The following is a 22512-nucleotide window of genomic DNA, read 5'->3' as shown; positions in this document are numbered from 1 at the left end:
ATGTATGGCGTGCCGCCCCGTGCCCTCCGCCGCCACCGATGACGACGCGCCCGATACGTGGCCTGCGTCGTTGGGGTCTGTGACTTCATGGTCGACGAGGCCGGGGTGTCAGCGACTGGTGACCTCAAGCAGTCGCAGACCGGGCACGTCGCGATAGATGCGATCCCCCGCGAGCAGCGGGAGGTCGTGCGCGATGGCGGTGGCCGCGACCCAGGCATCGCCCATGTGCAGCTTGTCTGCGAGGGGGTGACCGGCAGCCCGGCAGGCGGCCCGAACCTCGGCGAACGCCTTGACGACCTCGGTCGTGACCGGTGCCGTCGCATGACGGGCGAGCGGAGCCTCCAGCCCGGCGAGGCGGGCCGGTCCCTACCTGGCGGACACTGCACCGAACCGCAGCTCACCCTCGGTCTGGGCTGCTATCACGATCGTGCGCCCGGTGAGACGACGCCGCCAGTCTGCGACCTGCGGTTCGCGGTCGCGCGCCGTCATCACCACCTTGCTGAACGCATCGGTGTCAAGGAGCACGACTCCCTCAAGCACGTATCGCCGCCAAGAAGTCATCCAGCTCGTCGTCGGTCAGGTCCAACGGCACCGCCTCGCTAGCGGCGATGGCGACACGCAGGGAGACGGGTGGAGCCGTCATCCCCAGGAGCTCGCCGATGTCGCGAGCCCTGCTGACGCGGGGGCCTTCCATGCGGGGTCGGCGAGTCCCCTCGCCCCCGATGAACGGACCCACGACGGTGACCCTCTGGGTCACCAGGGTGGCGGCAGCCTCCGGCTCCGGCACGTCAAGGAGCTCGATGGCGTTGTGAGCGTCATCACGGACCCGGAAGTGACCGGTGCGAGCATCCACCATCTCCAGCACCCCGTGCATGGTGGCCTCACCCGGCAACGACGTCCGGCGCTGCCAGGGCACCCGGCTGACAGCACCCGCTTCGAGCGTCTGGGAGCCGACTCCGGGCACGGACACCTCCACCGTGCGAGCAGCCTTGCCGAGCGCGACGATCAGATCGTCCACCGCCGCCGCCACCGAGTCCGAGATCGCCGGCGGACGACGATCGTGCGCCATGCCGTCGACGATGTCCCAGAAGGTCTCGTCGACCTTGGCGGCCAAGGGGTCGATGTCGAGCGCAGCGTCGTCGCCCACGGTGAACACGACCCGTGTGCTCCCTGGGCGCAAGGCCACCCGCACCGAAGCCAGCCTCTCCAGCTCGGCCGCTGCCCTGCCCAGACCAGGTCGCTCGGCGACGGCCCGGGTCAGCCGGTACGTGACGTCTTTGAAGGCGTCGATGATCGCCACGGCGTCGCCTGCGAGCAGGGTGCCGTCGGCGGCGTCATGACCGACAAGCCGGATGTCGAACTCGCGCGTCATCGGGACCACAGCCTTCCTGGTCGCTGGTCACTCCACCATAAAGGCCACGTCGGACACCGCTCGCCTAGCGAGCCCGAGTCAGCAACACGCCGCGCACCGAGCTACGGATTCACGGAACCGGCGCGGCCATCGCCCGAGGGGAAGCTCGCGGTGGTCACTGGTCAAGGGCACTCGTCCTGGGTCTGCGTACCATCAGGGCAGGTGACGAAGTTCTCGCCGTTCTCGTAGGCGTCGAGGAAGCCCGGACTGACGCCCTCAGACTTGAGCTTCTCAAGGTTGGCCTTGGCCTTCGACTCGGCCCTGGCGCGGGAAAGGTTGCCCAGTGCCCACTGGCGGCAAACCTCGCCCGGCCACGTGGCGGGGCATTGCGACCTCGATCGCCTCGACTGGGGTCGGGCCTTCGGCGCCCGCGTCGGCGTGGGAGCCACACGGGTGATCACCCGGCTGGCTGGGGTCGGTGTCGCCAAGGGGGAGGTTGCGGAAGGCATTGCCGTTGCCGAGGCGGTGATGCTGGGAGTGACGGTCACGGTGACGGTTGAGGGGGTCGGAGCGGCTGGCGACGGCGTGTTCGTCACGGCGCTGCACGCGGACATCGTGAACGCCACCGCCGCGGCGCAAGTCGCCCAGCGTCGGGATCTCATCGACATGCCTGGTCGTCCTCGTACCAGTAGAGCCCGTCTGGGCATGCGTGCTCCTTGGCGATGCGATCGGCCTCCTCGACCTGGTCGTTGATCCAGGCCTCGTGCTCGGCCTGCTCCTCCGGGGTGCGGCATACACCGGTGGAGTCGTAGACACGGCACTCCTGCGTCGGCTTGGTCGGTGTCGGCGTCCCGCATCGGGTGGCCTTGTCGGTGAATGTCCACCGGGTCTTGTAGCCGTCGGCGATGCGGTACCCGGACTTCGCGCGTGCGGTGACCATGGCCTCGGATCCGGACCACTCCATCTGCTGGTCGTAGGTGATCCCGCGAACCTCCGGCGTCCTGATCTGGTCGTTCTCGGGACCGCAGACCACCTGGACCGTCGGGCGCTTCGTCTTGACGACGGTCCTCGGGTCCAGAGCCTTCGTGGCCTTTGGGGTGGCGGATCCCGCGTTGCCGGCGGGCGACGGCACAACCGCACTGGCTGGGCCTGTGGAGTTGACGGGGCTGGCCGTCACCGTCACGGTCTTGACCGGCATTGGTGCCTGCGCGGCGGGCGTCGGCGTCGAGCTGCAGCCGGCGACCGCGAGCGCGGCGATCCCGACGATGGTGATGCGGTGCATGTGCTTCCCCCTGATGGACGGCCCCCTGGCCGTCACGGATCACTCTGCCCGGTCGACGGGTGGGCGGTGGGGGGATCCGCCAAAGTCGCCTCAGCCGTTCGCCGGATGTCCGAGCGTGCGGGAGGCGGCGTGCCCAGTCGATCGCGACGCCGCTGATTATCGGGGCGCTGGTCACCGAGACCGACGTCACGCCCGCTCTCGTCTACGTCGCGGTGCTGTCGGCCCTCGGAGCCCTGTCCTACCTGCTGCACGTCGGCACGGTGGAGCGCATCGAGTCCTGATCGACGCGGGCGGACCACAGCTGGCCGGGGTGCCCTGCGCCCCGGTCAGCTGCTCGCGAGATGGATCTCCTCGGCAGGATCGTCGTCGCTGACGTCCATCCGGTCGACGTCGAACCGCTCGTCGAGCGCGGCGTACTCGTCGGCCGGGACCCGGGCGACGGCATGGATCTGGGAGAAGAAGTAGTACATGGCCATGTCACGGGTGTGGTCGTAGGCCTTCATCCGGCCGTCGCAGTAGCCGCCGATGCAGAAGCTGACGCGACGGTCGGTGATCCCGTCCTGGTCCGTGCGGTAGCGGATGTCGAGGTGGTAGAGGCGCTCCGGACCGCGCAGGGCCGTGCACAGCAGCTGCACCTCCTCGTCGCTGAGACGGGTGTTGACCCGTCGCACGACGTCGGGGGTGTCGCCCCACGCGCCCAGGTCGTCAGCGACCACGCGACCAGTGATCTTCTCGGCGGCGGCATGGAGGTGGAACTCGCCCATCTCGAGCGCGGCCTCGTGCTCCCGGCGCTCCCAGTCTCCCCACCCGGCCTCGACCGCGTCGTCCGCCGTGTCCAGCTCGGAGTCCTGTCCTGGCCCCTGCAGGGTGTCCAGCGTCTCGGTGCCGAAGATCCGCGCCAGCACAGGGGGACACCGGTCCGGGTCCGCCATCACCGGGTCGGCGTGCCACCGATGGCCCCAGCTCTGGCCGTGCAGCCAGTCCTCCAGCACCGCCACCATGGCTTCCTCGCCGGCCTGCTCGCCGAGGTAGGCGCGGCCGAGGCTCGACGTGCCGCCGAGGGCGTGCAGCCCGAGCAGCTGCGACTCCTGCCAGGCGGGCTCCAGCCGCGCGTCAGGGTCCACCGTGCTGGTGACCGCGAGATCGCAGACGACCTCGTCGTCCCCGTGCCAGTGATGCGCCAACGGCGACCGCCAGTGCGCGCACGCCTGGGCGAAGACCGGTGAGGTGGCGTACCCCTCGGGCATGTCTGCCAGGAGGGACAGCAGCTCGGCGCGGGCCTGGCAGCAGAGCCCGCAGTCGTGGAGGGTGCTCGTCAGGGATGGCAGGAGCTCCCAGCGGCGGCTGCGCTCCTGGGTCCAGTGCGCGCCCGACAGACCCCATGAGCAGATGACGTCCAGGACGATCTCGGAGGGGTCGATCAGCAGCGTGGCGTCCCACCGCGGCCCGGGGGCCACTCCCTGGGGGTCGGACGTGATCACGCCCAGCGTGAGGCCGGCGCGCAACGCCATACGAACCTCGTCGGTCGTGGAGCCCGTGACGCGGGCGAGGCGGCTGATCTGCCTGCGGCCCACCTCGCTCCAGGTGGTCGTGGGCACCGGTTCGCGCGCGATGAGCTCCCAGACAGCCAGCAGTCGTATGACGAACCGACGCAAGGCCGTGGCGGCCGCATCATCGATGGCTCCCTGATCGACGGGCCACAGCGGCGGCGTCGGCCCCTCGAACGAGACGCCGTCTGGCGGAGGCGCGGACGTAGTCCGACGGATGCTCTCGTCCAGGCCCGGGCACAGGTGCAGCCAGCCATCGGCACGGCCCACGTAGCCGCACGCGACCGCGGCGCCCACCATCGTCGCCACGTCCTCGGGGGCGCCCCGAAGGACGTCCACCGCGTCGGCCTCGGGGATCGACCCCCCGCGGTCGGCCATCACCCGCAGGAGGTGGAGATAGGGAGTGGCCATGCGCCGAACGTCCGGGAGCACGTTGTCCGGGTCGCCCAGCATGGTCGCGAGCTGGGTGAGGTCACGCGGGCTGATCGGTCCGTAGCCGTTGCGGCGCAACGACGTCAGGCGCACGGTCATGAGGTCCTTGAGCTCGTCGGTCGTCTTGTCCGCGAGCCATCGCACGTAGGGGTGAGTTGAGGTCGGCATACGGCCAGCCTGCCGCCCGTCCATCCCCGGGCCGGCCCGTCATCCACAGGTGGGGCACGCCGGCCGTCCGGAACGCGACAGCCTGTGGACAAGGTGGCCTGTTCTAGGGTCTTGTCCATGGAGCCGACCGATCTCGACGACCTGATGGCAGCCCTGCGGACGTGGGCCGGCAAGCAGAAGCGTGCCTACGACGAGAACCACCTCGAGACCCTGCTCGGGCTGCGCCAGATGAGGCAGGACCTGGCGGCGACGCAGTGGCCGGGCGGGTCCGTGAGAGAGACCTACGAGCAGGCATGGTTGTCGCACGGGCCGGTGGCCGCGCCGGACGTCGAGACCGCCGCGCAGACCGTGGAGACCTTCGTGCGGTTCTTGCGGAGCACCGGTCGGCTGTCGCACGGCTCGGGGGAGGCCAAGCTGCTGGCCAAGGAGGCGCGCCAGGGGGCGTCCTACGTCCAGGAGCACGGCGGCGACCGGACCACCTGGGGCCAGAACAAGGTCTTGATGGACTTCGGTGAGAGCCGGGGCATCTCGCTGCTGGGGGCGGCTGACCTGGACGAGGTCCAGACGCGTCTGTCCGAGATCATGGAGCAGTGGAACGCCCTCCCGGACGACGAGCGGCGGGCCCTGATGCCGCTGCCAGGGGGAGGTATGTCGCTCCCGACGATCCCCGATCTCGGCACCGTCGGTGGGGGTGACGGCCTCGGCCCGGAGGACGACGGTCTCGAGGAGCTGGTCGCCGACATCGCCCACGAGATCGTCCGCCCCGGGGAGGTGCCGGCCGTGGTCGGCCCGGACTCGCGACCGCTGGCGGACTACCTGGACCACGCCGCCGGCGACGCGTTGGCCCTGCTGGGCATGGTCGCGGTGCACGCGCAGATCGACGCCGACGCCCCCGACGTCACCCCCGACGTGTTCGACGACGCCTGGGACACGATCCCCTTCCTGCAGGACCTCGCGCGCTTCGTCGCCTGGGTCCGGGAGGCGGGCGAGGTGCAGCTCACCGCGACGGGAAATCTGAAGCGTGCCGACGCCGCCCACCTGTGGGAGGCGCTGGGGCTGGACGCGCGACCTGGAGGTGAGAGCGCCGACGGCACCTATGCCTGGCGCAGCGCAGCGGACTGTGCTGCTCTGGAGCGCCTGTTTGCGACGGCGGTCGTGATGGACCTCGTCGCGCTGCAAGAACGCCGGCTCCTGCCAGGCGCTGGTCCCAGGGGCGACGCGAACCCCGGTGCCTCGGCTCTCATCGCGACCGTCGAGACCATCGCCGCCCACCGCGACGTGGACCTGATCGGCGCTCAGGAGGCGGTGTGGATCTATGCCTGCCAGGTGGCCTGGGCGCTGCAGCGGCCCGTGACCCGTGAGGAGCTGACCGACTTCCTCGGGGGCTGGTCGGGGCTCTGGCGGGCCGGAGAACCAGGGAGTGCAGGACGGGCGCGGGTCGTCGACCGAGCCGTCGCGATGGCCGAGTACCTCGGGCTGGTCGACCGCGCCGGCACGGGGTGGACGGGGAACCCGCGGGGTGTCTACGCCCTCGGCCTGTGGGCCTCGATCGCCCTACGTCGGGCTGGCGAGGTCGGCTGATCCTGCCGTTTGCCCACGGCGCGCCACGACTCCTGCCTAGCCTGCACGCAACGAGGTTGCGAGGGGGCAGCGATGACGGCTCGGGCGATACCGCAGGATCCGCAGCACGACACCAACAGTGAGCGGGGGGTGTGGGAGCGGCTGGTCGCTGCCCTGCCTGACGACGCCGTGGTGCTGTCCGGGCTCCGACTCACCGACGAGACCAAGGACCACGAGGCTGACCTCGTCCTGCTGCTGCCGGGCGAGGGGATCGTGGTGGTCGAGGTCAAGGGAGGCGGCTGCTCGCGCGACGCACAGGGGCAATGGTGGACGACCTCGGGCCACGGCCGGCGACGCATCGACCCCGTCCGCCAGGCCCGCCAGACCCGTTATGCCATCAGGGACTACGTCGAGCGCGACCCACGGTGGCGCGACTCGTCGCGCACCCGGATCCGGTGGAGCCACGCCGTGGTCATGCCCTACACAGCGATCGACGACGACTTCGACACCCCGGACTGCCCGCGGTGGATGATCCAGGGCCGGGGCGACCAGGGCGACCTGGCAGATCGGTTGCGCGCCATACCCGCCCGCGCCTCTGACAAGCGAGCGCCCACGGACGACGACGTGAGACTGATCGTCGAGATCCTGCGCGGCAGAAGGCTCCCCGTGGAGGACGTGACGGCCGAGGCCGACGAACGTGCCTCTCGCGCAGACCGGCTCACGGTCGAGCAGGCCACGTTGTTGGGGGTGACGCGGCTGCTCAACCGGGTCGAGGTGCGCGGGGGAGCGGGCAGCGGCAAGACCGTCCTGGCGCTCGCCCAGGCCAAGGACCTGACGCGCGGCCGCGACGACCGGGCGCCTCAGCGGGTGGCTCTGCTGTGCTACTCGATCGGCCTGGCGGAGTACTTCCGTCGCGAGCTGAAAGGCTTGAGCCGCAAGCGGACTCCGGCGTTCGTCGGCACCTTCGAGGAGCTGGGGCGGTCCTGGGGTGCCGAGGGCGGCACCCGGCAGGACGGCGACTTCTGGGAGCGTCGCCTGCCCGACCGTATGGCGGACCTGGCCGCCGCACTGCCCGACGGGGAGAGGTTCGACGCCGTCATCGTGGACGAGGCGCAGGACTTCGCGGACGGGTGGTGGCGGCCGCTGATGAACGCGCTGCGCGACGAGGAGACGGGCGGTCTGTACGTCTACACCGACGAGAACCAGCGCGTGTTCGCCCGGTTCGGCCGCCCACCCGTGCCCCTCGTCCCTCTCGTCCTCGACCACAACCTGCGCAACACCCGACAGATCGCCGACGTGTTCGCCCCGCTCACGCCGATGCGGATGCGGCCCATGGGTGGAGAGGGGCCTGCCGTTCGCCTCGTGGCCTGCGCCGCCGACGAGGCCGTCGAACGCGCCGACGACGTGGTGGAGGAGCTGCTCGACCGGGGCTGGCGCCAGCGGGACGTCGCCCTCATCACCACCGGCGCGCGGCACCCGGTGCAGGTCGAGCGCTTCGACGAGCACGACCCCCAGGCCTACTGGCGATCGTTCTGGGAGGACGACGACGTGTTCTACGGGCACGTCCTCGGGTGCAAGGGCCTCGAGCGCCGCGTCGTGGTCCTGTGCGTCAACGAGCACGAGCCGCGCGACCGCGCCAAGGAGAAGCTCTACGTCGGGTTGTCCCGGGCGACCGACGAGCTGGTGGTGGTCGGCGACCCGGAGGTCATCCGGCGGACGGCCGGCGATGCGGTGATCGACCGCCTCGGATCGCTCTGAACCATCACCGCAGGGGCACCCGTCGGCCCGCGCGCGCCGCGAACTCGTCGAGGGCAGCGAGGATCTCGGACCATCCCGCGTGGATGCCGTGCACCTCGTGACCGAGCCTGCGCCCCTCTGCGGCGGAGCGGACCGCGGAGTCGGCGAACACCTGCAGGATCGGGTCCGGGTCGCCGTCGCGATAGGCGGTCAGGGCTTCGACATACCTCGGTCCGGACGCGAGCAGACCGGCGGAGATCGGCAGGGCGACACGACGCACCAGGCCGACGAGCGGCCTGGCGCTGCTCTTGACGATGGCCCGCACGATGCAGGTCGAGGAGGCCGACCGGGAGCCGGGCACGGCGTGACGCTCGGCGGGATACGGTCGTGCGGTCGGTGAGCCCAGTGGGGCGGGCCGAGCGAGACCGTCATCCACCCAGGAACGGGAGCACCTGTTGGAGCACGCCACCCAGGACGTCGTCGTGACCGCACCCTGCGGGACCCTCATCGGCCGCCGCGCCGGAGAAGCCGTGCAGTTTAGGGGGATTCGCTACGGCAGGGCCGAGCGCTTCGCGTCGCCGGTGCCTGAGCCCGACGCGACAGAGCCGGTCGACTGCCGCGAACCCGGGCCGTCCGCCCCGCAGCTGCCGGTGCCCTTCCTCGACGAGGCCTTCGGTCCGGCGACGCACGGCCTGCGCCAGGACGAGGACTGCCTGCGCGTCGCCGTGACGGCGCCGGCGGTCCCGCGCGCCGAGGGTCCGCTGCCGGTCCTGGTGTGGATCCACGGCGGGTCCTACACGAGCGGGACCGGTGACGGGCCCGGCTACGAGCCGACCTCCCTGGTCACCGAGGGCGACCTCGTGGTCGTGTCCGTCACCTATCGCCTCGGGCTGCTCGGCTATCTCGGGGACGGCGGGGAGCGCGCCGCGAACCTCGGGCTGATGGACCAGCTGCTCGCGCTGCGGTGGGTGCGGCGCAACATCGCGGCGTTCGGCGGAGATCCCGGGCGGGTGACCGCCGTGGGGCAGTCCGCGGGCGCGGACGCGGTGCTGCACCTCGCCGTCGCGGGTGCGGGGGAGGGGCTCTTCGGCCGCGCGATCGTGCAGAGCCCGCCGCTCGGCATACGCACGGCTCGAGCGGCCATGGCGCAGGCCATGGCCGAGGCGACCGCCCACGTGAGCCGGGACAGCTCGCTGGAGGAGGTGCTCGCCGCCCAGGCGGACGCCGAGCGCGTGGCGCGGGCGTTCCGGCTGCCCTCGGCCATGCCGTTCTCGGTGCAGTACTCCCATCCGCCCCTGCCCGCCGAGGAGGACATGGAGGCCGCCTGGGACGCCGTCGCCCCCGACGTCGACCTGTTCATCGGGCGCACGACCGAGGAGGCGCTGCTCTTTCTCCCACGCCTCGAGCCCGTCGCCAAGCTGACGAGCCTGCCGGTGGTCGGCGGGCGGGCGCGGCGGGCGCTGGACGAGGTGGCGACGCACGTCGTCTACGGCCGCGGCATCGACGCCCTCGCGCGCCGCTGGGTGCAGGCCGGCGGCACCTGCCGCAGCTATCGGCTCTCGTGGTCGGTCCCCGGCAACGCCTATGGCGCCTGTCACGCCATCGAGCTCCCCCTGCTCTTCGGCGACGAGCGGGTCTGGCGCCACGCCGCCGTCCTGCGCGGAGCCCGCTGGAGCGACGTCGACGCCGCCGGGCGCCGGCTGCGGGCGCTGTGGGCGGCGATCGCCTGGGGCCGGCCCTTCGACGAGCTGCCCCAGGAGCCAGGCGTGCTCACCCATGCGGCTCCGAGACCCCTTGCGCCGCGGCGGTTTCGACGGAGCGGCTCGTGAGTGCCCGCCAGGCGCGCATCCCCGTGATCGCGCTGTCGGGCTCGCTGGGCAGCGGCAAGACGACCCTGCTCAACCACCTCCTGCGGACCGGCACAGGGCGGATCGGCGTGGTGATCAACGACTTCGGCGACATCAACGTCGACGCCTTCCTCGTATCGGGGCACGTCGACGCGGCCATGTCGATCAGCGGCGGCTGCCTGTGCTGCCTGTCCGACCCCACCGAGCTGGACCGCGCGCTGGAGTCGCTGGCGCGACCCGAGCTCGACCTGGACGCCATCGTCGTCGAGGCGAGCGGACTGGCCGAGCCGCGCGAGCTCGCGCGGCTGATCGTCGGCAGCGAGGTGAGACGGGTCCGCTTCGGTGGTCTCGTCGAGATCGTCGACGTCGCGGCGTGGGACGAGATCGGCTCGTATGACGAGCCCCCCGTCGCGACCGACCACCTCAAGGTGGCGTCGCTCCTGGTGCTCAACAAGGTGGACCGGGTGGCTCCCGATCGAGTCTCGCTGCTGGAGAACGTGATCCGTGAGCTCGTTGGTGAGAAGCCCATGGTTCCTGCGCGCTTCGGCCAGGTCGACCCGGACCTGCTCTACGACTCCATCGAACGCCCCGAGCCCACCGGACAGCTCAGCCTCGTGGACCTGCTGCGCGAGGAGCAGCAGGAGCACGGGCACCTCCACCACGGGCACGAGCACGACCACGGGAAGGCACACGGGCACGAGCATGCCCACCACCACTGGCAGTCCGTGAGCGTGGACTCCCCGTCGCCCGTCGACCCGCGTCGTCTGCTGGACCTGCTCGAGAGCCGCCCGGCCGGGCTCTATCGGGTCAAGGGGGTGGTGTGGGTGGACGCACCCGGGCACCGCCAGCGGTGGGTCGTGCAGGCCGTCGGTGGCTGGGTGGCCTTCGAGCGGGGGCCGTGGCCGTCGGGTGCGGAGCGGCGCACGCAGCTCGTCGCGATCGGCGCGGGGGTGGACGAGGCGGCGGTCGCGGCCGACATACGAGCCTGCCTGTCGGACGAGGGAGTCCTGGACCCCGAGCGGGTGACGCCGCTGCTGCGCTATGTCGTCCGCTGAGCCACCCGCAGAAAGAAGGAGAAAACCGGAGGGGTGCCTGCGCGCACCGACGGGGCTGGTGGTTCACTACTGTCAGAGATCGCCGTGACCGTCCAGGAGGACCCATGCCGAGCACCGCAGCCAGCGCCGAGCCGGACCGCGTCGAGACGGTCGACGGTCCCGAGCGGGAGCACGACCTGGTCGACGACGGCGTGCCGGACGACCAGACCCCCCGCGGCCCGAGCCTGGTCGGCCGGCTGCTGCCCTGGGCCTTCATCGCGCTCGCGCTGCTCGGCCTGGTGATCTGGGTCTACGCGTTCTGGCTCCGGCACGAGCTCGAGTCCGAGCAGCTGCCGATGCCCGAGCACCAGGAGTGGATGGCCTGGGGCGGTCCGATCCTGATGCTCCTCGGCGGTCTGCCGGCGTTCGCCCTCCTGCTCTGGCGTTACCTGCGCCGCCCCCGGACCGCGTGAGCGGTCTCGCCTCGTGACGTCAGCGGCGGGCGGCAGCGTCAGCGTCGGTGCCGGGCGTCCGGCTCCCCGCTGACGATCCGACTGATCGCGGTCCGATAGGCCACCCACGCCACGGCCGCGGTCAGCGGATCCGCGACCCGCGGCATCCCGGTCACCGTGATGCGCTGCCGCCATCGCAGCTCGGTCCCCGACCGGCCGCCGGGCAGCTCCACGGTGCGGGCCACCGCGTCGATCGCGCCATGAACCACTTTGCCCCGCTTGACGATCCGGCACTGCCACGGCCCGTCGCCCTCGGGGGTGGCCACCGCGACGGTCTCCATGTCGTCGTCGAAGCCCCACGGCCCCACCGTGGTCCGGGCGCGGACGAGCGCGCCGTCGACGTCCAGCCGGCCCTCGGGGGCGGACGACGTGACCACGGTGAGCGGGATCGAGGCGGTATGCCGAGAGGCCGACCACAGACGGCGCCATACGACCTCTCTCGGGAGGGGCAGGCGCAGCGTGATCGCGAGCTCGGCCATGACGTCAGTGCCCGGCCAGCACGCGGGCACGGTGCGGCTTGGTGGGAAGCCGCGTGACGTCGAAGGACAGGTTGCGCGGATCCACCTGCAGGCCAGGGCGACTCAGCGCGGCGACGGTGATGGCGAGGACGCCGACCGCGATCTTCTCGCCGGGGCAGCGGTGTCCCGTGCGGACGTCGCCCCCGCCCTGCGGGATGAAGTGCTCGACCGACTCGCGGTCGACGTCGAGGAAGCGGCGCGGGTCGAAGGTGCGCGGCGAGTCCCAGTGGCGTTCGTCGAGATTGGTGCCCACGACGTCGATGAGGATGCGGTCGCCGGCCTTGATCTGCTGGTCCTGCCAGGTGAAGTCCTCGCGGGCGATCGACGGCAGCATCGGCACGAAGGGGTAGACGCGGCGCACCTCCTCGGCGAAGGCGGTCGCCTCACGACCCCCGGCGAGGGTGCCGCGCTCGTCGGCCTCGGCGGCGAGCCGGGGTGCCCACCAGGCGTTCTCGCGCAGCGCCAGCGCAGCGAAGGCCGCGAACCGCGACACGGCGATGGTGGGGCGGACGACGTTCTGCAGCTCCACGCCGGCGGTGTGCTCGTCGAGCAGCCGGCCCTGCAGGTCGCGGTGCTCGCTGACGACCCGCAACGCCGTCCCCTCGGGCGGCTGCAGCTCGCCGGCGCGGGTGCGCCGGACCAGGGACGCGGCCCAGCGGTCGCAACGGGCCCGGTTGACCCACGCCAACAGGTGCTGGGGGCCGAGCGCGCCGAAACCGTCGACGATCTGGGCGAGCCGCCGCGCCCACACGTCCTGCTCGACCTCGGGGACCTCGATCCCCGCCCAGGTCATGACGGCGCGTCCGTAGGCCAGGACCGCCGTCTCGTAGACGTCGCCGGAGCCCTCGCGCTGCCAGCGGTCGACGGCCCGGCGCCACTGCTCCTCGACCAGGGGGAGGAGCCGGGCGACCTGGGCGTCGTCATAGGCCAGGGAGACGAACATCGCCTTGCGGTGCCGGTGCTCGTCGTCGTCCAGCCCGTGCACGGCGCCCGCGCCGAACAACGGCCCACGCACCGGCAGCGGCATGGCGCCGTGCCGCTTGACGCGGGAGGTGTCGTAGAACAGGCGCACGCCCTCGTCCCCGCGGACGAGCAGGGCCCGACCGCCCAGGAGGCGCAACGGGATCCGCGCGACGGACCGCGGGTCGACGGCGCTCAGCTCGCGCCGCCAGGCGTCCGAGAAGGCATATCCGCGACGGAGGAAGTCGAGGGTGCGGTCGGTGCGGGTGGTGTCGGTGCGGCTGGCCATCGTGGTCTCCTCAGGTCGGGTCGCGCGGCGCCTTCACGCGGGGTGGTCCGTCAGGGCTACGGGCGCGCATACCCACGGGGTGGGCGGCGAACCGTGGCCTTGACCCTCCGATGGGTCGGTGCAATGCTCCGGGATATGACTCAAATGACGGAGGAAAACTCCAACGGCGCCTCCGGCCTGCTCGCGCGGGTCCGTGGAGTCATCCCGTCGTTGCCCGCCGGCCCCGCCCGCGTCGGGCGCGCAATCCTCGACGACCCCGCCGGCGTCTCGCGGATGACGCTGCGCGAGCTGGCCACGACGACCGGCACGAGCGACGCCACCGTCCTGCGCCTGGCCCAGGCGGCCGGGGTCGGGGGCTACCGCGACCTGCGCCTGGGTCTCGCCGAGGCGGTGGGATCCATGTCCTCAGCCGGCCGCGACGGGCGGCTCACCGCCGACATCACCCGCGACGACTCGCCCGCGGACGTCCTGGCCGCGCTCGCGGAGGAGGAGCGGTCCGTCATCACCGACACCGCCGCCTGCCTCGACCCGGCGGTCCTGGCTGCGGTGGCTGACGCTGTTGTCGCCGCAGGTCGCGTGGTCGTCGTGGGCATCGGGGCCTCCGGGCTCGTCGCGCTCGACCTGTCGGCCAAGCTCGAGCGGATCGGCCTGCACTCCCGCGGGCTGACGGAGGTGCATCAGGCCGTCACCGCGTCCGTGCTGCTCCGCCCCGGCGACGTGCTCGTCGTCGTGTCCGCCTCGGGGTCCACGGTCGACGTGCTCGAGCCGTTGCGGATCGCCCAGGAGCGAGGCGCCCGCACCGTCGCCCTCACCTGCCACCCGCGCAGCGCCGTCGCCGTCGCCGACCACGTCCTCATGAGCGCCCCCGGCCGGGAGCACCCCGTGCGCCCGGCCGCGATGAGCTCGCGCACCGGCCAGCTGTTCGTCGTCGACGTCCTCTTCACCCTCGTCGCCCAACGCTGCTTCGACCGGGCGAGCGAGGCCATCGCCGACTCGTACCACGCCCTGCGGCACCGCCACGGCGAACCGCCTAGTGCGCCAGCGGAATCCGCCGCCCGGAGCACCACCGCCACCCGCACGATTCCGGCTGATCAGAGCCAGCCCCACCTGCAGGAGTCATGACGATGCCCGACGAGCCCCACGGCCCCGACCTGTCGGCGCTCACCACCGAGAGCATCGACGACCGCCACGCCGACCTGGACACCCTGTCCACGCGTGAGCTGGCGGTGGCGATGAACGCCGCCGACGCCGCCGTGACGGACGCCGTCGAGGCCCAGCTCGACGCCATCGTGGCCGTGGTCGAGGGGGTCACCGAGCGACTGCGGCGGGGAGGACGACTCGTGTATGCCGGGGCCGGGACCGCCGGGCGTCTCGGCGTGCTGGACGCCTCGGAGTGCCCGCCCACGTTCGACACCGACCCGTCGCTGGTGGTCGGCCTCATCGCGGGCGGCGAGGTGGCGCTGACCACCGCGGTCGAGGGCGCCGAGGACGACCGCGAGCTCGCGATCCGGGACCTGGACCGCATCGGGCTGACCGACGCGGACACGCTGGTCGGCCTGTCGGCGTCGGGGCGGACGCCATACACGGTCGAGGCCGTGGCCGAGGCGCGCCGCCGGGGAGCGCTGGCCGTCGGGTTCGCCTGCAACCAGGGCTCGCCCCTGGCCGCCGCGGGAGACCTGGCCATCGAGGTCGTCGTCGGCCCCGAGCTGGTCGCCGGCTCGACGAGGCTCAAGTCCGGGACGGCGCAGAAGCTCGTGCTCAACATGATCTCGACGATGGTGATGGTCCGGCTGGGCAAGACCTACGGCAACCTCATGGTCGACGTGCGCGCCACCAACGACAAGCTGCGTGCCCGCGCCCACCGCATCGTCACCACCATCACCGGCGCGCCCCCGCGGGACGTCGAGCGCGCCCTCGACGAGCACGGCGGGCGGGCCAAGCCGGCCGCCCTCGCGCTGCTCACCGGGCTCGCGCCGGCCCAGGTCGACGCCGCCCTCACCCAGCACCACGGGGACCTGCGGGCCACCCTCACCGCACTGACGAAGGAGTCATGATGGCCGACCCACGCACCATCGCGAGGCAGGCGGTCGACGCGCTCGGCGGCCGCGCCAACATCACGGACGTCGAGAACTGCATCACCCGCCTCCGTGTCACGGTCCGCAGCCTGGACCGGGTCGACGAGTCGGGGCCGCGCGCCATCGACGGGGTCCTCGGCGTGGTCATGGACGACACCGTGCAGATCGTCCTCGGGCCGGGCCTGGTCAACGAGGTGGCCGACGCCATGGCCGAGGAGGCGGAGGCGGAGGCGGGGGCGGACGGCATACGGCCTGGATCTCCCGAACGCACCGACGCAGCCGGGCTGCACGAGCGGGGCGAGCAGATCCGGGGCGACCGCAAGCGGCGCAACCAGACACCGGTCAAGGCCTTCCTGCGGCGGATCGCCAACATCTTCCTCCCGCTGATCCCGGCGCTGATCGCGTGCGGCATCATCGCGGGGCTCAACGGCGTGCTGACGAACTTCGTGACGCGCGGGTGGGCGCCCTGGGCGGCTCCGGTCACGCCGGTGCTCGCGGCGGTGGCCAGCGGTTTCATGACGCTGATCGCTGTCTTCGTCGGCATGAACGCCGCCAAGGAGTTCGGGGGCACACCGATCCTCGGCGGGGCGGTCGCGGCGATCATCCCGTTCGCCGGCGTCGCCAAGGTCACCATCGCGGGCGAGAAGCTGGCGCCCGGGCAGGGTGGCGTGATCGGCGCGCTCCTGGCCGCGATCCTGGCGGCCTACCTCGAGCGGTGGGCGCGGCGCTGGGCCCCTCGCTCGCTGAGCATGCTCGTGGTGCCGACCTTCGTCGTGCTGGTGGCCGGCGTGCTCACGATCTTCCCGCTCATGACGCTGTCCGGGTGGCTCGCGCAGGGCATCGGCGACCTCGCCAACGGCCTGCTGCAGCACGGTGGGGCGCTGGCCGGGCTCGTCCTGGCCGGGCTGTTCCTGCCGCTGGTGATGCTCGGCCTGCACCAGGCCCTCATCCCGATCCACACCACCCTGATCGAGCAGGCGGGCTACACGGTGCTGCTGCCGATCCTGGCCATGGCCGGCGCCGGACAGGTGGGTGCCGCGATCGCGCTCTACGTGCGGCTCAAGCGCAACGCCGGCATCCGATCGACCATCAGGTCGGCGCTGCCGGCCGGGTTCCTGGGCGTCGGGGAGCCGCTGATCTACGGCGTGACCCTGCCGCTGGGGCGGCCGTTCATCACCGCGTGCGTCGGCGGTGCCTTCGGCGGGATGTTCGTCGGGCTGCTCAACCAGCTCGGCACCACGGTCGGCTCGACGGCGATCGGCCCGAGCGGGTGGGCGCTGTTCCCGCTGACCAACGGCAGCCGGGGGATCGGTGCGGCGATCGCCGTGTATGCCGGGGGCCTGGTCGTCGGGTACGTCGCGGGCTTCCTGGCGACCTACTTCTTCGGCCTGAGCAAGGCCGAGCTCGAGCGCCTCAACGCTGCTGACGACACGACCGTCGTGGGCGAGCCGGGCATGTCCGAGGAGGCATCGGCCGAGCCAGGGCGCCGGGCCGGGGTCGAGAACGCCGCTCGCTGACGGACCCGCCGGGGGTAAAGGCATCGACCTGGGGAACGAAGGCCGGTCGATGCCTTCACCGGGGGCGGGTGTGAGGGAGGTCTCGTGGCGCGATGGCGGGGGCAGGTTGATAGGAAAGGCTGACCTTACTAAGGTTTCCCTATCCTTCTCATCGGTTCTGTCGATCGGAGCACCATGTCGTCCCGCCTGCTCACCCCCGCCCGCACCGCGATCCTCGCCACGGTCGCCCTGTCGACGGCCGCGTGCGGCTCGGCCACCGCGGGCTCCGGCTCGTCGGGGTCGGCAGCCGCGTCCGACAGCGCCAGGACCGTGAGCATCACCCACGCCCAGGGCACCACCCAGGTCCCCGTGCAGCCGAAGAAGGTCGCCGTGCTCGACATGGGCGCCCTCGACAGCATCACGTCCATGGGCGCGGGCGACTCCGTCAAGAGCCTCGCGAAGCAGGGCCTCCCCGCCTTCCTGCAGCAGTACAAGGCCGAGAAGTACGCCAACCTGGGCACGATGTTCGAGCCGGACCTGGAGAAGCTCGCGACCGACAAGCCGGACCTCATCGTCGTGGGCGGCCGCTCTGCGGCGAAGTACAAGGACCTCGCCAAGATCGCGCCGACCATCGACACCACCGTGTCGTCCAAGGGCGACTTCTTCGAGGGCGTCAAGAAGGTGAACACCTCCCTCGGCCAGGTGTTCGGCAAGGAGGCCGAGGTCAAGGCCAAGCTGGCCGCTGTCGACACCAAGGTCGCCGCGACCAAGGCCAAGGCGGCCGGCGCCGGCACCGGCCTGATCCTCATGACCAGCGGTGGCAAGGTCAGCGCGTTCGGCCCGCAGTCCCGGTTCGGCCTCATCCACACCGCCCTCGGCGTCAAGCCCACCGCGGCCAAGATGACCGAGGACCGCCACGGCATGGCGGCGAGCTTCGAGTACATCAAGGCCGCCAACCCCGGCCACCTCTTCGTCGTCGACCGCGACGCCGCGATCGGCGAGAGCGGCAAGGCCGCCAAGGAGGTCCTCGACAACGCGCTGGTCAAGGCCACCCCGGCGGGTGCCGGAAACAAGATCACCTACCTGGACGGCCAGCGCTGGTACGTCACCGGCACCGGGCTGGACAACCTGTCGGCCATGGTCGACGAGGTCGCGGCAGGGCTGTGACGACGCTCGCCCCGCCCGCACCGACGAGGCAGCGACCCCGCCAGGCAGCTCTGCTTCTCGGCGGGGTGGTCGCCGTGGGGATCCTCGCGGCCTGCTCGCTCTTCGTCGGCGTCGCCGACGTGTCACCGGGGGCGCTGCTCGACCCCGCGCGTCGCGGGGAGGCGCTGGACCTGCTCGCGATCAGTCGCTTCCCGCGCACGATCGCCCTGGTCCTGGCGGGTGCCGGGCTCGCGGTGTGCGGCCTGATCATGCAGCTGCTCACCCGCAACCCCTTCGTCGAGCCGTCGACGACGGGGACCATGGAGTTCGCCAGCCTCGGGCTGCTCGTCATGGCCCTCACCTGGCCCGATGCCCCGGTTCTGGCCCGTATGGCGGTCGCCGCCGTGGCCGCCCTCGCCGGCACGGCCGTGTTCCTGCGACTCGTGAGCGCCGTGACCATCCGCGACGTGCTCGTGGTGCCGCTCATCGGGCTCGTGCTGTCCGGGATCGTCGGTGCTGTCGCCACGTTCGTCGCCTACCGCTACGACCTGATCCAGAGCCTCTCCGCCTGGATGACCGGAGACTTCTCCGCCACGATCCAGGGCCGCTACGAGCTGCTCTGGCTGGCGGGCGTGCTCACGGCGCTCGCGGTCGTGGTCGCCGACCGGTTCACGGTCGCCGGCCTCGGGGAGGACGTGGCCACCAACCTTGGCCTCGACTACCGCCGCACCATGGCGATCGGGATGAGCATCGTCGCCGTCACCACGGCCGCGGTCGTGGTCACCGTCGGCATGCTCGGCTTCATCGGCCTGGTCGTCCCCAACATCGTCGTGCTCGCGATGGGCGGCAACGCCCGCCGCAGCGTCCCCTGGGTCGCCATCGGCGGCGCCACCCTGGTGCTGCTCTGCGACCTGCTCGCCCGGACGCTCGTCGCCCCGCACGAGCTCCCCATCGGCACGATCCTCGGGGTCGTCGGCGCCGGGGCCTTCCTCGCCATGCTCCTCAAGGGGGTCCGCGGTGTCCGCTGAACCCCTCACGGACAAGCCCATCGCGCCCGTCGAGCCCGTCGAGCCTTGGAGGCGGCAGGTCGAGGCGGCGGCCACGCGTCGCAGCTGCGGGGGGTGGCGCCGGGCGCCCGGCCTGCGCGTCGCCGGGTGGTGGGCCCTCGCGGCGGCAGCCGCGACGGCATACGTGCTCTGGGGCCTGGACCTGAGGGCGATCGACCAGACCACCCTGGAATTCATCCTCCCGCGACGCCTGACCACGCTCGCGACCATGACCGTCGTCGGTGTCGGCGTCGCCCTGGCCACCGTGCTGTTCCACACGGTCACCGCCAACCGGATCCTGACGCCGTCGATCATGGGCTTCGACGCGCTCTACCTGCTCGTCCAGACCGGCACGGTGGTGCTGCTCGGCGTCACCGGCAGCCTGACCCTCGACCCGGTCTCGAGCTTCGCCTGGCAGGCGACCGCCATGACCCTGCTCGCCGTCGCGCTCTACCGGTGGCTGCTCGTCGGCCTCGGGCGCAGCCTGCACATGGTCGTCCTGGTCGGCGTGGTGATCGGCGGCTTCTTCCGAGCGCTGTCCACGTTGATGCAACGCGCGATGGACCCGACCGAGTTCATCGTGCTGCAGGACCGCTTCTTCGCCGACTTCCACGGCGCCGACCTGCGGCTCGTGGGCGTCACCGCGGTGATCGTCGCGCTCGCGGCGGCCTGGACGATCTGGCGCGCGGGACGCCTCGACGTCCTCGCGCTCGGCCGCGACATCGCCGTGTCCCTCGGCCTCGACCACCGGCGCGGCCAGCTCGCGGTCCTCGCCCTGGTGGCGCTCCTCGTGGCCGCGGCGACCGCGCTCGTCGGACCCACCAGCTTCTTCGGCCTGCTGGTCGCCCACCTCGCCTACCAGACGGTGGGGACCCATCGGCACGCCCACGTCGTCCCCGCCGCCTGCGGTGCTGCCGTCGTCACCCTCGTCGGCGGCCAGCTCGTCCTGGAGAAGGCCCTCGGCCTCGAAGGCTCCCTCTCCCTCGTCGTCGAGCTCCTCGGCGGCGTCACCTTCCTCGTCCTCCTCCTGCGAAGGGCCCGCGCATGACCTCCACCGCCGTCCACCAGGACACCGCGACCACCTCGGGCATCGCCATACGGGAGGTGTTCAAGTCGTATGACGGCACCACCGTCGTCGACCGGGTCACCCTCGACCTGCCCACCGGCGGACTGACCTGCCTGGTCGGGCCCAACGGCGCAGGGAAGTCGACCCTGCTCTCGATCGTCGCCCGCCTGCTGCCTGCCGACGGGGGCGAGGTGCGCGTCGACGACCTCGACGTCGCCCGCTGCGAGTCCTCGGTGCTGGCAAGGAGACTCGCGATCCTGCGTCAGGAGCATCACCTCGCGGTGCGCCTGCGGGTGCGGGACCTGGTGGGCTTCGGGCGGTTCCCGCACTGCGGCGGGCGGCTGCGGCCGATCGACGTGGAGCACGTGGACCGGGCGCTGCACTACCTGGACCTGGAGGACCTCGCCGACCGGTTCGTCGACGAGCTGTCCGGCGGCCAGCGGCAGCGGGTGCTCATCGCCATGGTCATCGCCCAGGACACCGACTACGTCCTGCTCGACGAGCCGCTCAACAACCTCGACATGCGGCACGCCCTGGGGATCCTGCGGCTGCTGCGGCGCGCCGTGGACGAGCTGGGCAAGACCGTCGTGGTGGTCGTGCACGACCTCAACGCCGCCGCCGCCTTCGCCGACCGGATCGTCGCCATGCGCGACGGCCGGGTCGTCGCCGCGGGCAGCCCGGACGAGGTGATGCGCGAGGGCCTGCTGGAGGAGATCTTCGCCGTGCCGATCACGGTCGACCGCGTGCACGGCCGGCCTGTCGGTCACTACCTCCGCCGCTGACCTCGCCGCCGCTGACCTCGCCGGCGCTGACCTCGCCGCCGCTGACCTCGCCGCCGCTGACCTCGCCGCCGCTGACCTCGCCGCCGCTGACCTCGCCGCCGCTGACCTCGCCGCCGCTGACCTGCGGCACCGACCTCCGGCGCCGGGGGCTTTGGTGCAGCTATGCTCAAAAGGTCCGGCCGACTTGGTCTGACGCGATCGAGTCCATGCGCTGGTGCCGCGTCGACGCCTGGCGCATCGAAGCATCCCGGCGGACCGCGGGCGAGGAGGTGCGCAGATGGCTGCGACCGAGACCGGTGCCGGCGAGGTGCTCGCGCACCTGCGCGAGCACGGCCCGGCGACGCGGCGTGGGCTCGTCGACGGACTCGGCTGGGCGCGCATGACGGTCGGCAAGCGGCTCGACGAGCTGCTCGCCGCGGGGTTCGTCGTGAGCCGAGGGCTCGGGGCCAGCGAGGGTGGTCGGCCCGCCGAGACCTTCGCGGTCGACGACGACCTCGGGCTGGTCGTGGGCCTCGACGTCGGTGGTGCCTATACCCGCGTCGGGATCACCGACATGGCTGGTCGCTTCCTCGCCGAGGACGGCGCCGACATCGGGCTGCCCACCGGCCCCGCGGGGGTGGCGGCGTGGGCCGACGGTCGGATCGCCTCCCTCCTGGCAGGCATCGGCCGCTCGCCCGCGGACGTGCGGGCGGTGGGGGTCGGCGTGCCCGGGCCGGTCGACGTGCGAACCGGCCTCATCGGGGCGCCGCTGCGCGAGAGCGCCTGGGAGGGAGTCAGGTTCACGGACCTGCTGACGATCCGCGGCGACGTCCAGGTCGTCGACCGGGACGTCAACACCATGGCGGTCGCCGAGCACGCCGCGCTCGGGGCCGGCGACCACACCGTGGTCCTGCGGGTCGGCATGGGCATCAGCTGCGCGTTCGTCCTCGACGGGCGGGTCTATCGCGGCGAGCGTGGCGGAGTGGGCGTGCTGACGCTGCCCGGGCCGGACGGTCGCCTGCGTCGCCTCGAGGACGTCGCCAGCGGGTATGTCGTGCGAGACCGGCTGGCATCGCACGGGGTTGAGGCCAGGACGAGCTTCGACCTCGTGTCGCTCGTCGAGGACGGTCACCCGCTGGCCTGCCAGCTGGTCGGCGAGGTGGGCGAGGCGCTCGGGCGCTCCCTCGCCGAGGTCGTGCGGCTGCTCAACCCGACGACCGTCGTCGTGGGTGGCGCACTCTCCGGGGCGGGGGGCGTCCTGATGGCACCGCTGCGCCGGGCGCTCGACGAGGGGGCGGGGGAGTATGCCCTGCAGACCCTCAGCCTGCGGACGACGCTTCTCGGCGGGCGGTCCGGCCTGGCCGGCGCCGTGCGGCTGGCGGCGGACGCGTACTTCGAGCCGGGTCGTGTCTCTCGCCTCGTCTCGTCCTGATTCACCCCGCCGTTCGCGCTCGCGGCGGGTGCGGCCCCGGCGTGCGGCTGCGCTCAGGGTGCCGTGGGTGTCTCGTGCTGCAGGGTGAGACGGGTGTGGTGACGTGAGGCGTGGCGGGTGGGTGGTTGGGGTGTGCTCGGGCTGGCGAGGGTGTCTCGTGCTGCAGGGTGAGACGGGTGCGGCGACGCGAGACGGGTGCGGCGACGCGAGACGGGTTCGGCAGCGCGAGACGGCGTGGCGTGAATGTGACTGT

At 72.1% G+C, this 22512-nt stretch carries 22 protein-coding genes; 15 read left to right on the top strand and 7 right to left on the bottom strand.

The genetic code is table 11. The features are described from left to right. Positions 1-108 precede the first annotated feature (108 nt). From B4E97_RS19045 to B4E97_RS16670, 3 genes are all read right to left on the bottom strand, one after another. Positions 109-345, bottom strand: a complete 237-nt coding sequence (locus B4E97_RS19045; protein WP_349681195.1) for a PIN domain-containing protein — start codon at positions 343-345, stop codon at positions 109-111. A gap of 187 nt (positions 346-532) precedes the next feature. Then, on the bottom strand, positions 533-1372 hold the full coding sequence (locus B4E97_RS16675; protein ID WP_286960849.1) for a hypothetical protein: 840 nt from the start codon (positions 1370-1372) through the stop codon (positions 533-535). A 637-nt stretch (positions 1373-2009) separates the two neighbouring features. Next, a complete protein-coding gene (locus B4E97_RS16670) occupies positions 2010-2633 on the bottom strand; it encodes a hypothetical protein (RefSeq protein WP_286960847.1) in 624 nt (207 codons plus the stop codon). A 59-nt stretch (positions 2634-2692) separates the two neighbouring features. Between B4E97_RS16670 and B4E97_RS16665 the strand changes: the two genes are divergently transcribed. Then, positions 2693-2914 (top strand): hypothetical protein, encoded by a 222-nt coding sequence (locus tag B4E97_RS16665; RefSeq protein WP_286960846.1) that lies wholly within the window; start codon positions 2693-2695, stop codon positions 2912-2914. 45 nt (positions 2915-2959) lie between these two features. Here B4E97_RS16665 and B4E97_RS16660 read toward each other — a convergent pair whose 3' ends face one another. Continuing rightward, positions 2960-4780 carry a hypothetical protein gene (locus tag B4E97_RS16660; RefSeq protein WP_286960845.1) on the bottom strand — a complete coding sequence of 607 codons (1821 nt, stop codon included), beginning with the start codon at positions 4778-4780 and terminating at the stop codon, positions 2960-2962. A gap of 117 nt (positions 4781-4897) precedes the next feature. On the opposite strand from B4E97_RS16660, the gene B4E97_RS16655 reads away from it, so the two are divergent. Both B4E97_RS16655 and B4E97_RS16650 read left to right on the top strand, forming a co-directional pair. Next, positions 4898-6361, top strand: coding sequence for a hypothetical protein (locus tag B4E97_RS16655; RefSeq protein ID WP_286960844.1), 1464 nt, complete (start codon positions 4898-4900; stop codon positions 6359-6361). A gap of 72 nt (positions 6362-6433) precedes the next feature. Continuing rightward, positions 6434-8098, top strand: a complete 1665-nt coding sequence (locus B4E97_RS16650) for a nuclease-related domain-containing DEAD/DEAH box helicase (RefSeq protein ID WP_019287109.1) — start codon at positions 6434-6436, stop codon at positions 8096-8098. Positions 8099-8102: 4 nt separating this feature from the next. On the opposite strand, the gene B4E97_RS16645 is transcribed toward B4E97_RS16650, so the two are convergent. Further along, positions 8103-8438, bottom strand: coding sequence for a hypothetical protein (locus B4E97_RS16645; protein WP_019287110.1), 336 nt, complete (start codon positions 8436-8438; stop codon positions 8103-8105). Between the two features lie 121 nt (positions 8439-8559). Here B4E97_RS16645 and B4E97_RS16640 point away from each other — a divergent pair, with 121 nt between their 5' ends. The 3 genes from B4E97_RS16640 to B4E97_RS16630 all read left to right on the top strand — a co-directional run bounded on the left by B4E97_RS16640 (position 8560) and on the right by B4E97_RS16630 (position 11431). Then, positions 8560-9906 (top strand): carboxylesterase family protein, encoded by a 1347-nt coding sequence (locus B4E97_RS16640; RefSeq protein WP_286960841.1) that lies wholly within the window; start codon positions 8560-8562, stop codon positions 9904-9906. Beyond that, complete coding sequence (locus B4E97_RS16635; RefSeq protein WP_286960840.1) at positions 9903-10979, top strand: CobW family GTP-binding protein; 1077 nt, start codon at positions 9903-9905, stop codon at positions 10977-10979. Before B4E97_RS16640 ends, B4E97_RS16635 begins: the two co-directional genes overlap by 4 nt. A 104-nt stretch (positions 10980-11083) precedes the next feature. Next, positions 11084-11431 (top strand): hypothetical protein, encoded by a 348-nt coding sequence (locus B4E97_RS16630; RefSeq protein WP_019287113.1) that lies wholly within the window; start codon positions 11084-11086, stop codon positions 11429-11431. Positions 11432-11469: 38 nt separating this feature from the next. Here B4E97_RS16630 and B4E97_RS16625 read toward each other — a convergent pair whose 3' ends face one another. Then, positions 11470-11949 (bottom strand): hypothetical protein, encoded by a 480-nt coding sequence (locus tag B4E97_RS16625; RefSeq protein WP_239262588.1) that lies wholly within the window; start codon positions 11947-11949, stop codon positions 11470-11472. Between the two features lie 4 nt (positions 11950-11953). Continuing rightward, on the bottom strand, positions 11954-13237 hold the full coding sequence (locus B4E97_RS16620) for a cytochrome P450 (RefSeq protein ID WP_239262591.1): 1284 nt from the start codon (positions 13235-13237) through the stop codon (positions 11954-11956). A gap of 144 nt (positions 13238-13381) precedes the next feature. Here B4E97_RS16620 and B4E97_RS16615 point away from each other — a divergent pair, with 144 nt between their 5' ends. From B4E97_RS16615 to B4E97_RS16580, 9 genes are all read left to right on the top strand, one after another. Beyond that, positions 13382-14359 (top strand): MurR/RpiR family transcriptional regulator, encoded by a 978-nt coding sequence (locus B4E97_RS16615; protein ID WP_286960837.1) that lies wholly within the window; start codon positions 13382-13384, stop codon positions 14357-14359. A gap of 2 nt (positions 14360-14361) precedes the next feature. Next, positions 14362-15291 carry an N-acetylmuramic acid 6-phosphate etherase gene (gene murQ, locus B4E97_RS16610; RefSeq protein WP_286960836.1) on the top strand — a complete coding sequence of 310 codons (930 nt, stop codon included), beginning with the start codon at positions 14362-14364 and terminating at the stop codon, positions 15289-15291. After that, positions 15291-16829 carry a PTS transporter subunit EIIC gene (locus tag B4E97_RS16605; protein ID WP_286960835.1) on the top strand — a complete coding sequence of 513 codons (1539 nt, stop codon included), beginning with the start codon at positions 15291-15293 and terminating at the stop codon, positions 16827-16829. Before murQ ends, B4E97_RS16605 begins: the two co-directional genes overlap by 1 nt. A 174-nt stretch (positions 16830-17003) precedes the next feature. Further along, positions 17004-17975: a siderophore ABC transporter substrate-binding protein gene (locus B4E97_RS16600; protein WP_286960834.1), complete on the top strand. Its 972-nt coding sequence runs from the start codon at positions 17004-17006 to the stop codon at positions 17973-17975. Beyond that, positions 17972-18982, top strand: a complete 1011-nt coding sequence (locus tag B4E97_RS16595; RefSeq protein ID WP_239262602.1) for an ABC transporter permease — start codon at positions 17972-17974, stop codon at positions 18980-18982. Before B4E97_RS16600 ends, B4E97_RS16595 begins: the two co-directional genes overlap by 4 nt. Next, complete coding sequence (locus tag B4E97_RS16590; protein ID WP_286960832.1) at positions 18972-20048, top strand: iron chelate uptake ABC transporter family permease subunit; 1077 nt, start codon at positions 18972-18974, stop codon at positions 20046-20048. The genes B4E97_RS16595 and B4E97_RS16590 overlap by 11 nt, the downstream gene beginning before the upstream one ends. Next, positions 20045-20848, top strand: coding sequence for an ABC transporter ATP-binding protein (locus B4E97_RS16585; protein WP_286960830.1), 804 nt, complete (start codon positions 20045-20047; stop codon positions 20846-20848). The genes B4E97_RS16590 and B4E97_RS16585 overlap by 4 nt, the downstream gene beginning before the upstream one ends. Next, positions 20823-21041 (top strand): pentapeptide repeat-containing protein, encoded by a 219-nt coding sequence (locus tag B4E97_RS19195; protein ID WP_414632803.1) that lies wholly within the window; start codon positions 20823-20825, stop codon positions 21039-21041. Before B4E97_RS16585 ends, B4E97_RS19195 begins: the two co-directional genes overlap by 26 nt. 84 nt (positions 21042-21125) lie before the next feature. After that, complete coding sequence (locus B4E97_RS16580) at positions 21126-22259, top strand: ROK family transcriptional regulator (protein ID WP_029212877.1); 1134 nt, start codon at positions 21126-21128, stop codon at positions 22257-22259. Positions 22260-22512 lie beyond the last annotated feature (253 nt).

This window comes from Arsenicicoccus sp. UBA7492 (assembly GCF_002479615.1).
Taxonomy (GTDB): domain Bacteria; phylum Actinomycetota; class Actinomycetes; order Actinomycetales; family Dermatophilaceae; genus Arsenicicoccus; species Arsenicicoccus bolidensis.
The sequence above is the reverse complement of the archived record's forward strand: the minus strand, read 5'-3'. Positions and strand labels throughout refer to the sequence as shown.